We start from the raw sequence: 7,795 nt of genomic DNA, 5'->3' as shown, positions 1-7,795 counted from the left end.
ACCGGACCGTCGCGCGGCCCGCGTCCTTCTTTGGCCCGGGGCTCGTCGCCCACGTCTCGATGGCCGATCCGGTCTGTCCGAGCCTGTCGTCGGCAGCGGCGAAGGCGGCGCGCGCGGCCGGCGCTGTGACGGTCGAGGGCGGCGTCTATGTCGCCATCGAAGGCCCGCAGTTTTCGACCCGCGCTGAAAGCGAACTCTACCGCGCCTGGGGATGCTCGGTCGTCGGCATGACGGCGATGCCCGAGGCTCGCCTGGCCCGTGAGGCGGAGTTGCCCTATGCCAGCGTCTGCATGGTCACCGACTATGACTGCTGGCGGGCCAATACGGCCCATGTCGAGGTCGCCGCGATCCTCGAAACCATGAAGGCCAATGCCGAGGCGGCGCGCCGGATGCTGACCGAGCTGGCGCGCGGCCTGCCGCAGACCCGGACGGCCTCACCGATCGACACGGGCCTCGACTATGCGGTCGTTACCGATCCCGCGACATGGGATCCGGTGCTGGCCGGCAAGCTGGCGGGGATCTGCCCCAGACGGTTCAGCCCCGGCGCGATCGGCTGAGATAGCGCCGCAGCGACGCTCCGTCATCGACATCCTCCTGAAGCCTTAGCAGGGCGACCGGGCGGGCTTCCATGTTGGCCAGGGTGTCGGCCAGGGCGTGCTGGGTCGACCAGCGGACGCCTTCAAACGGCAGATGCATCCTTGGTCGGCAGCGAAGGCCGATCAGCCAGTAGCCGCCGTCGCGGGCCGGGCCGAACACGGCGTCGTGGTTGCCGAGCGCAGCGAAGGCCCGGGCCACGTCCTCACGCGTCACGGTCGGGGTGTCGGCACCAAGGATGACCACCGGTCCGCGCGGCAGGGCGCGGACGACCCGCTCCAGTTTCTCGCCCAGATGGCCGGGGCCCTGGGCGATCACCCGCGCCGGCGCGGCCCAGTCCGTCGGCCGGTCCGGCGAAACGGCGATCCACAGGGTCCAGCGCGGGTCGTGGCCCAGGGTACGGCGCAGACGCGCGAGGGCCGCTCGAGCGAACCGTACGGCCTCCAGGTTGCCGACATCCGCGGCGAGCCGGCGCTTGCCCACGCCATAGCGCGGCTGGCGGGTAAACAGCACCAGATGCTGCTGGGTGGGATCAGCGCCCATAGAGCGTCGCGATCCGGGCCGGAGCCACGCCCAGGAAATAGAGCATCAGGCAGCGCAGGTTCAGGGCGCTCTGGCGGACCCAGCCGCGGCGACGCCAGCGCTCGGCCGAGGTCAGGGCGGCGCCATCCAGCCGGCGAAGACGGTGGCGGCCCAGGCGGCGGGCCAGGTCGACATCCTCCATCAGGGGCAGGGCGGCAAATCCCCCGACCTCGGCATAGAGGTCGCGATGGATCAGCAGGCCCTGGTCGCCATAGGGCAGGGCCAGGAGCGCGACCCTGAGGCCGACGCCCCATTCCAGCAGCCGGGCCTGCCAGGCGGAGTCGTCGAGCTTGAAACGAAAGGCCCCCGCCCATCCCCGTGCTTGGGGGTCTGCGATATGGTTGGTCAAAGCCGCCCAGGCCGGCGCGTCGAGCCGGGTGTCAGCGTGCAGGAACAGCAGCCATGCGCCGCTGGCGGCCTCGGCACCGAGGGCGAGCTGATGACCGCGCCCCGGGACAGAGTGAAGGGCCCGCGCGCCAAGGGCGGCGGCGCGGGCGACGGTGTCATCGACGGAGCCGCCGTCCACAACGATCACCTCACCCACCGCCGGCAGGTCGACCAGGGTTCGGCCCAGGCGTTCGCCGGCATTGAGCACGGGCAGGATCACGGAGAGGTCCACCAGCCCAGGGCCAGGTGACATCATGGTGCGCTGCAACTGGCACCGCCCAGGACGCAAAACTGGGCGCAGAAAGGATGGTTCAGCTGAACGGAGCCGGAGGCCTGGTCCAGGGTCTGGCCCAGCTCGAACTGGGGATCATACGGCGTCAGGGTACAGGCGACGACGGCAGCCTCGGCTGCGTCCTTGCGGCGCACGACCATGCGGCTTGTGGCGCACATCATCTGCTCGGGCGCGCGGTCAAGAATCTGCCAGCAGGCCTCGGTGATCTCCGGCACGGCGCGGTCCGCTTCCATCTCGGGAAACAGCACCAAGGTCGACCGGTCCTCGGCGTCGACAGCCTGGCCGCGTGCGCGAAACAGCTCGCCATAGGCCTGCCGCGCGGCGCCCTCGCTCTCGTCGGCCAGTCGGCGACCGGCGATCGCGACACGAAGGCCTTGGTCGCGCAGCCAGTCCAGACCCTCCCAGGCCTTGTCCCAGGATCCCGTCCCGCGCTCGGCGTCGTGGACCGCCCGGGTGTGGTGGTCGAGGCTGACCCGAAAGGTCAGGCGGTCGCGATGCGGTCGCGCCAGATCGCTCAGACGCTCGCCCCACCGCAGCATCGGGCGCATGGCATTGGTCAGGACCAGAACCTGATGGCCCGCACCGAGGGCGGCGTCGAGCATGGCCAGGACGTCCGGGTTCATAAACGGCTCGCCGCCAGTAAAGCCGATCTCGCGGGTCGGCAGGCCGGTCTCGGCAATCTCGGCCAGATAGCGGGTGACGTCGTCCAGGCTCAGATAGGCCAGGGCGTCATTGGTCGGGGAACTTTCGATATAGCAATTGACGCAGGCGATGTTGCACAGGGTCCCGGTGTTGAACCACAGGGTTTCCAGCGCGGTCTGGGCGACCGAGGCACGGGGCGATCCGTCCGCCGTGACGAAAGGGTCCACGAAGCGGCCGGGCCCGGCAGCGGCGCGATGGGTTGCGAAGGGCGAAGCGTTCGTCGACATGGCGTCCATTGTGCCAGTTTCGCGCCGTTCGTCCCAGCGCCGAGCGGGACGACCGGCCAGATTCCGCCAGGGCGGTGGACTGGTTTCATCGGACCGCCTGGCAATCGGACTCTGGCGTCCCGGCGAGGTTCGTGGAACGGTCGCCTGACTGAGGAGAACAATCATGCTGACGCGATCGAAATTCGCCGGGCTCGCCTTGGCCTTGTCCCTGCTGGTCCCCGTCTGGTTCCTGGTCTCCGCCCTGGGGGTGAAGTTTGGCCTCTGGTCCTGGCGTATCGGGCTAGGCGTGATGATCATACAGTGGGGACCGCGTCTGCTGCTGGCCACGGCCGTGATCGCCCTCGTCGCCCTGATCCTGGTCCTGATCCGCCGTCCCCGGGGCGCGTGGGCGGCGGCGCTCGTCGCCCTGATCATCCCTGCGACCGGTCTGGGCTATCTGGGCTGGGTGCGGGCCCAGGCGGCAAACATCCCGCCGATCCACGACGTTGCCACCGACATTGCCGATCCGCCGGCTCCGAGTTCTAGCCTGCTGTCTATCCGGAAGGCGGCGGAGGCCAATCCCGTCGCCGACCTGAAGGCCCCCCTGACCGCCGCAGACCCCTACCGCGATCCCCGGTTCGCCAGCTATGGCAGCAAGAGCCTGGGGCAGGTCGGCCATGCGGCCTATCCGGGCCTGCGGACGGCCGTGTTCGACGAGGCACCGACAACGGCCTTCGCGGCGGCTCTAAAGGCGGCCAGGGACATGGGTTGGACCGTGGTGACCCAGGACCGGCAGGCCGGCGTGATCGAGGCGACGGCGGGGACCTTCTGGTTCGGGTTCAAGGATGACGTCATCGTGCGGGTGCGTTCGGGGGCCGAAGGGCAGGGCTCCCGGATTGATGTGCGATCCATCTCGCGCGTCGGGCTGAGCGATCTGGGGGCCAATGCCAAGCGGATTGAAACCTATCTGGTGCGGGTTTCGGCGGGACTGAAGACCTGAGGCGCGCGCCACGACAGCGGCTCTCCGCCCTCCGCCTCCCAGGGGCGCGGCTCGCGTGACGGTACGGTCGGTGACCCTGGTCGGGGCGGGCCACGCGCATTTGCACGTCGTGCGGCAAGCCGTCCGGCTGCGGTCCGCAGGGCTGACGGTGACCCTGATCGCGCCTGCTCTGTTTCACTATTCGGGTCTGGCCAGCGGCGTGCTTTCCGGCGCCCTGGCGCTGGATGAGGCGCAGATCGATGTGGCGGCCCTGGCGGCTGCGTTCGGCGTCCGCCATCTGGCCCAGTCCGTCGTGGCGGTTGATCGTGCAGCCCGTATCCTGACCTTGGCCGATGGTGCGACCGAACCCTATGACCGCCTGTCGCTGAACATCGGCAGCGTGGCCGTTGATCCTCACGGCCTGGTCGGCGGCCCCGGGGTCTGGCCGGTCAAGCCTTTGTCGCAGTTGTTGACCTTGCGCGCCCGGATCGAGGCGCAGGCGGCAGCGGGCGCGGCGGCCCCTCGGATCGTGGTCGCCGGCGGCGGCCCTAGCGCGCTGGAAATCGCCGCCAGCCTCTGCGGCCTGGTTGAGCGCGGTGATGGCCGGCCCCAGGTCACGGTGATTGCGCCCCGCCATGGGGCAGGTCTTCCGCCGGCCGCATGGTCCCGGCTGTCGGCGGCCCTGGCTGAGCGAGGGGCCGTCTTGCGTTCCGGTCTTGTCGTGGCGCGAACCTCCGACAGCGTTCGACTGGCCGACGGCGCGCTCGAGCCCTGTGACATCCTGGTTCTGGCGGCCGGGCTTTCCGCCCCGCCGCTGATTGGCCAGCTCGGATTGCCGCTGGACGGAGAGGGGCGGTTGCGGGTCATGCCGACCCTGCAGGCCATAGGCGACCCGGCCATCTTCGCCGTCGGGGACTGCGCCGTGATCGAGGGCCATACGCGGCCGGCGGCGGGTGTTTTCGGCGTTCGCGCCGCGCCGGTCCTGCTCAACAATCTGGTGGCCCAGGGTGATGACCGGCCCACCCGGGCATACCACCCGCAGTCTCGCTGGCTGTCGATCATGGATCTGGGCGAGGGGCGCGGCCTGGCGGTGCGCGGCCGGCTCTGGCTACTGGGCCGCGCTGCGCTGTGGCTGAAGCGCTATCTCGATCTCGGCTTTATCCGGCGCATGCGGGCACCGCCGGCTTCAAGCGCCTAGCCACGGCCGTCGCACGATCGAGACCCTTCCCTCAGGCGAAATGCTTCAGGATCGCCACCAGCCTGCGTGTGCGGTCAGAGAACAGGGCTGGGGTGTACCACTGGCCGGCCAGACGCTTGCCGATCTCGCCCCGGGTGGGATAGGGCGCGATCATGCTGGTGATCTGGCTGAGCTTTAGCCCAGCCGACATCACCAGGGACCACAGATGGATATGGTCGCCGGCCTGTCGGCCCACGAGGGTGACACCGAGGATCTTGCCCTTTTTCGTCGTGACCAGCTTGCCGAAGCCCCGCGTGTCGCCTTCGGCGATGGCCCGGTCATTTTCGGCAAAGTCAAAGTGCTCGACGCGGACGTCATCTCCATGGATCTCGCGGGCCCCGGATTCGCCCAGCCCGATCGAGGCCACTTGTGGATCACAATAGGTGACCCGGGGCACCTGCAGGGCGTCGGCATTGACGGGCAGGGCGAAGACAGCCCGCCGCACCACCAGCGAGGCGTGTGCGCCGGCCAGATGCGTGAACTGACCGCGACCGGCGGCGTCGCCGACCGCATAGACGCGCCGGTTGCTGCTGCGCAGGGACTTGTCGGTGATGATGCCGTTGCGGTTAGTCTCGATGCCCGCCTTGTCGAGGTCCAGTCCGCTCAGGGCCGGGCTGCGCCCGACTGCGACCAGGAGATGCGAGCCCGTGACCGTGCGGGTCTGGCCCTTGGCCTCCACCTCAACCACGGGACCGGACATGATCCGCGTGGCCCTGCAGCCGGTCATGACCTCGACGCCGTCTGCGCGGAGCTGGGCCAGAACCTCGGCGGCGGCGTCCGGGTCTTCGCGTCCCAGAAGGGCGTCGGCCTCGATGATCACTACCTCCGAGCCCAGTCGGCGGAAAGCCTGACCGAGCTCGACGCCGATCGGGCCGCCACCTAGCACGATCAGGCGTTCGGGCAGGGTCGTCAGGCCAAACAGGCTTTCATTGGTCAGGTAGGGGACGGCGTCGAGGCCGGGTATGGGCGGCACGGCGGCGTGGGAGCCGGTGGCGACAATGATCTTTCGCGCCGTGACGCGCACGCTGTCGCTGGCGACGGTGCGATGGTCGACGAAGCGGGCGGCCTCTCGCACCACCTGCACGCCCAGTCCTTCGAAGCGCGCCTGACTGTCATTGGGCGCGATGGCCGCGATGGCGGCGTGGACATGGGCCATGACCTTGGAGAAGTCGATCGACACCTCGCCGACCCGGATGCCGAGCGCCGAGGCGGCGTGAGCCTGATGGGCGGCTTCGGCGGCGGCGATCAGCGCCTTTGAGGGAACGCAGCCATAGTTGAGGCAATCGCCGCCCATTTCACCCTTTTCAAACAGCACCACCTTCAGGCCCAGCTGCGCGGCCCCGGCTGCCACGGACAGGCCGCCTGCGCCCGCGCCGATGACGACCATGTCGACCTTGAGGGTTTTGGAGGTCACAGGGCTTTTCCGGTTCTGGCGCGGCGGCGTTGATAGAGGGTGGTGCCCAGCGACAGCAGGCCCAGCCCGATCAGGGGCAGGAGGACGCGGGGCTCGAAGATCGCACCGGCGTTCGGCGTTTCGCCACGGGCGATCAGATCGCCGATCCCGGCCCCGATGCCGCTATAGATGAAGGTGGCGGGCATGATGCCCAGGAAGGTGGCCAGGGCATAGGCCCGTAGCGGCGCATGGGCCAGGGCGGCGGCGATATTGACCAGCCAGAAGGGGGCCAGAGGCACCAGCCTGAGGGTCAGGATATAGCCAAAGGCCCCGGCCTGAACGCCATCGATAACCGCTTTGAGCGTTCCCCCCGAGGCCTCGGCGCGACGGCGCAAGACCTCGCCCAGCGAGGTGCGGACCGCATAGAACACCAGAACGGCCCCGATCGTGGCACCGACCACAGTCGCGCCGCCGCCGATCCAGGGGCCAAACAGATAGCCGCCCGTGAGGGTCAGGATCAGGCCCCCGGGAAGGCTGATCGCCGTGGCCACGGCATAGACGGCCATGAAACTGAGCAGGGCCAGGATCAGGTGTTCGCCGACAAAGGCCCGCAAGGCCGCCTCATGGGTCCGCAGGGCCTCGAAACTGAGGTAGCGGGTCACGCCGCTGGCAAATACGGCGACCACCAGGGCGGCGAGAAGCAGCAAGGGAAGAAAGCGTTTCAACAGGCCCATCAGCGGTTTTCCATGGCATTGACCGACCAGTTATAGGTGTCGCCGGCGATCCGGTCGACCTGGAGAAGGCGGGCCTTGAGGGGCGCTGCCGCATGGCCGGCGAGGTGGTCGATGACGCGTCGGTCAGAGCCACCGAAATCGCTCGCGTACCATCTGTAGATTGACGACACGCTGAGGGCTGCGCCCTTGAAAGCCACGCCGCGGGGATGATTGACATAGGCACGCGCGGCGGCGTCCAGCGCCGGAGCCAGTCCCGCACCCCGCCAGGCTTTCCGCGGCAGGTTTGGGCAACCGAATGAGGCGCAGTTGACCGCATAATGGACGCGCGGGTCCGACCATCCCTTGCGCAGAATGCCGTGCTCGATGTCGTCCAGCGAGAGGTCGACGCCGCGAACCCGGGCGACAGTCTTCTTCCACGGGCCGGCGACCAGCCATGACGAGCGGATGTCCCGGATCGACCTGACCGGCCAGGCGTCGATGACCTCGCGAAGGGTCAGGGCATTATAGAGATTGGCCCAGAAGGCGAACTGATCTGGCCGGGTCAGGGCCCGGGGATCAAGCCCCGACAGGTGGTTGATATAGCGGCCCAATGCCTCGCGGTCAGGGTCGGATCGACGCCAGCCGGCATAGTCGACCCGCACTACGCCGTCGCTTGAAGCCTCGGTCCAGCGCGCCAGCAGGGCGTCAAA

9 protein-coding genes are annotated in these 7,795 nt (G+C 68.9%); 3 read left to right on the top strand and 6 right to left on the bottom strand.

All coding sequences use genetic code 11. The features are described 5' to 3' along the window. Positions 1-557, top strand: a 557-nt coding sequence (locus tag DBR10_RS20090; RefSeq protein ID WP_442861118.1) for a phosphorylase family protein, incomplete at its 5' end; no start/stop codon positions are given. Here the strand turns inward: DBR10_RS20090 and DBR10_RS13295 are convergent. The 3 genes from DBR10_RS13295 to DBR10_RS13285 are packed head-to-tail and all read right to left on the bottom strand — an operon-like array spanning position 535 to position 2,784. Beyond that, a complete protein-coding gene (locus DBR10_RS13295; protein ID WP_108505760.1) occupies positions 535-1,137 on the bottom strand; it encodes a TIGR04282 family arsenosugar biosynthesis glycosyltransferase in 603 nt (200 codons plus the stop codon). The genes DBR10_RS20090 and DBR10_RS13295 overlap by 23 nt on opposite strands. Further along, positions 1,127-1,783: a TIGR04283 family arsenosugar biosynthesis glycosyltransferase gene (locus DBR10_RS13290; protein WP_199223591.1), complete on the bottom strand. Its 657-nt coding sequence runs from the start codon at positions 1,781-1,783 to the stop codon at positions 1,127-1,129. Before DBR10_RS13290 ends, DBR10_RS13295 begins: the two co-directional genes overlap by 11 nt. A 32-nt stretch (positions 1,784-1,815) precedes the next feature. Further along, the gene (locus tag DBR10_RS13285) at positions 1,816-2,784 is read right to left on the bottom strand and encodes a radical SAM protein (protein ID WP_108505786.1); all 969 of its coding nucleotides are present in this window, start codon (positions 2,782-2,784) and stop codon (positions 1,816-1,818) included. Between the two features lie 163 nt (positions 2,785-2,947). Between DBR10_RS13285 and DBR10_RS13280 the strand changes: the two genes are divergently transcribed. Further along, positions 2,948-3,763 carry a DUF1499 domain-containing protein gene (locus tag DBR10_RS13280; RefSeq protein ID WP_108505758.1) on the top strand — a complete coding sequence of 272 codons (816 nt, stop codon included), beginning with the start codon at positions 2,948-2,950 and terminating at the stop codon, positions 3,761-3,763. A 55-nt stretch (positions 3,764-3,818) separates the two neighbouring features. Further along, complete coding sequence (locus tag DBR10_RS13275) at positions 3,819-4,940, top strand: NAD(P)/FAD-dependent oxidoreductase (protein WP_108556410.1); 1,122 nt, start codon at positions 3,819-3,821, stop codon at positions 4,938-4,940. A gap of 31 nt (positions 4,941-4,971) precedes the next feature. Here DBR10_RS13275 and DBR10_RS13270 read toward each other — a convergent pair whose 3' ends face one another. From DBR10_RS13270 to DBR10_RS13260, 3 genes are all read right to left on the bottom strand, one after another. Then, a complete protein-coding gene (locus DBR10_RS13270; RefSeq protein WP_199223589.1) occupies positions 4,972-6,393 on the bottom strand; it encodes a dihydrolipoyl dehydrogenase family protein in 1,422 nt (473 codons plus the stop codon). Next, entirely contained in the window at positions 6,390-7,106 is a 717-nt protein-coding gene (locus DBR10_RS13265) for a TVP38/TMEM64 family protein (protein WP_108505756.1), read from the bottom strand. Before DBR10_RS13265 ends, DBR10_RS13270 begins: the two co-directional genes overlap by 4 nt. Then, a partial coding sequence (locus DBR10_RS13260; protein ID WP_199225339.1) for a DUF547 domain-containing protein occupies positions 7,106-7,795 on the bottom strand: 690 nt, incomplete at its 5' end. The genes DBR10_RS13265 and DBR10_RS13260, both read right to left, overlap by 1 nt.

Source organism: Caulobacter sp. HMWF025, assembly GCF_003060965.1.
Taxonomy (GTDB): domain Bacteria; phylum Pseudomonadota; class Alphaproteobacteria; order Caulobacterales; family Caulobacteraceae; genus Caulobacter.
The sequence above is the reverse complement of the archived record's forward strand: the minus strand, read 5'-3'. Positions and strand labels throughout refer to the sequence as shown.

Excerpts from the sequence above, each read along its gene's own strand:
- DBR10_RS13295 (WP_108505760.1), bottom strand. The coding sequence starts at position 1,137 with ATGGGCGCTGATCCCACCCAGCAGCATCTGGTGCTGTTTACCCGCCAG.
- DBR10_RS13285 (WP_108505786.1), bottom strand. The coding sequence starts at position 2,784 with ATGTCGACGAACGCTTCGCCCTTCGCAACCCATCGCGCCGCTGCCGGG.
- DBR10_RS13280 (WP_108505758.1), top strand. The coding sequence starts at position 2,948 with ATGCTGACGCGATCGAAATTCGCCGGGCTCGCCTTGGCCTTGTCCCTG.
- DBR10_RS13265 (WP_108505756.1), bottom strand. The coding sequence starts at position 7,106 with ATGGGCCTGTTGAAACGCTTTCTTCCCTTGCTGCTTCTCGCCGCCCTG.